Source organism: Cyanobacteriota bacterium (assembly GCA_025054735.1).
GTDB lineage: Bacteria > Cyanobacteriota > Cyanobacteriia > SKYG9 > SKYG9 > SKYG9.
In genome coordinates this window covers 1-1656 of the sequence record JANWZG010000604.1, presented here as the reverse complement: position 1 = coordinate 1656, position 1656 = coordinate 1, and the positions used below count along the sequence as shown (strand labels likewise).

Below are 1656 nucleotides of genomic sequence, written 5' to 3'. Positions count from 1 at the left end.
AAGTCCAAGCAGACACAGTTTGATGTGGAGATGGGCATTCCTCAAACACTGGCCCAGATGATATGTCGCCTTTAGGTTCATGGATGACCGTTTTGGGGCACGATCGATGACTTGCCAAGTGCAATTTTGTCCCTATGAGCGGCAGCTAAGACAGCCACTGCGTACCGGCCATGGAGACTGGCGTACTCGGGCTGGCATTCTAGTGCGGTTGGCCACTACTGACCACAGGGTCGGCTTTGGTGACATTACACCCTTGCCCTGGTTCGGCTCAGAAACGCTGGAGCAAGCGTTAGGGTTCTGTCAACAGTTGCCAGACCGTTTATCGATCGCAGAGTTAGAAGCCATACCGACATCCTTACCCGCTTGCCAGTTTGGGCTAGAGTCTGCCCTAGCCATGCTCTCTGCCCCGAACCTCAACCTTGACAGTTTACCGTGGCAACCCCCTGCTATAGCTGCCCTATTACCTACCGGAAAGTCTGCCCTGGAGGCATGGCAGCCGTTGTGGGCAAGGGGGTATCGCACTTGGAAGTGGAAAATCGGCGTTCAGTCTGTGGAACTAGAAACAGCATGGCTCCGGGAGATGTGCGCAATGCTGCCAAGGGGAGTGCGGCTGCGGTTAGATGCTAACGGTGGGCTAACGGAGGCAACAGCGCGGCAATGGCTGCAAGTCTGCGATCGCTATCCCCAAATTGAGTTTCTAGAGCAACCACTCCCCCCTGACCAATTGGAGGTAATGTTGAGGCTGGCTAAAGACTATGCTACGACCCTAGCCCTGGATGAGTCGGTAGCTACCCTCAGGCAACTGATGGAGTGCCACCAGCGGGGATGGCCAGGGGTGATGGTGGTTAAGCCTGCGATCGCTGGGTCTCCTCGTCAGCTACGCCAATATTGCCAGGAGCACGCGATGGATATTGTTCTGTCATCAGCGTTGGAAACCGCGATCGGGCAGTGGGCTGGCTGGCAACTCGCCATGACCTTGGGGAATGCTCAGCGAGCCATGGGCTACGGAGTCAGCCACTGGTTTACAGACAACTGGAATGACTTTTTACCCGCTCAGTTTGAGCAGTTGTGGCAAGCGGTCAAGGCCAACAGAGCCAAGTCTGGTGACTATTGCCCGTAGTAAACACGAGCATCTAGCCCGTTGCCGCGTAAATAGGTTGTCCATTGATTTGCCAGACGACGATCGTCAAAAGGCCCAAGTGCCACATGGGGACCTCTAGGTTGCTGCCGAGCTTGGACATTGCCTGCTGGTGCGCCGAGTTGCACCATCCGTTGAGAAATTTCTGTCAAGTTCCCTCCTGGCACAACAACGTAGTAGGCATTACCAATGGTTGCTACAGGGGAATTGGGCCTGGGTGGTATGAGGTCACCAGGGGTTGTAGGTACTGGTGTTGGAGACGGCGCGATCGTGGGTTGGGGAGTAGTGGGTGTGGGTGTAGGTCTGGCTTGATTATTGGCCTGACGCTGAAATTCTTCTTGTAGAGCGGCTAGGGTTCTGCGTCCGGCAGCAACTTCGCCGTAGTAATATTGCAACTGGGTATTGTCTAGGTCGCGTCCTAGGATGCGTTGATGGATGCTGCTAATGTCTCGTTTAATACGGGCTTCTGGAGTAGCTCGGATTTCTGCTTGCAAGGTACTGGGTGACCTACCTGCACG

Annotated in this window: 2 protein-coding genes; one reads left to right on the top strand and one right to left on the bottom strand. The window is 55.0% G+C overall.

Annotation, left to right across the window (positions count from 1 at the left end; translation table 11 throughout):
• Nucleotides 1-79: 79 nt before the first annotated feature.
• Nucleotides 80-1120: an o-succinylbenzoate synthase gene (locus NZ772_18610; protein ID MCS6815569.1), complete on the top strand. Its 1041-nt coding sequence runs from the start codon at nucleotides 80-82 to the stop codon at nucleotides 1118-1120.
• Here NZ772_18610 and NZ772_18605 read toward each other — a convergent pair.
• Nucleotides 1108-1656 (bottom strand): hypothetical protein (locus tag NZ772_18605; protein MCS6815568.1); only part of this gene is annotated, 549 nt, incomplete at its 5' end. The genes NZ772_18610 and NZ772_18605 overlap by 13 nt on opposite strands.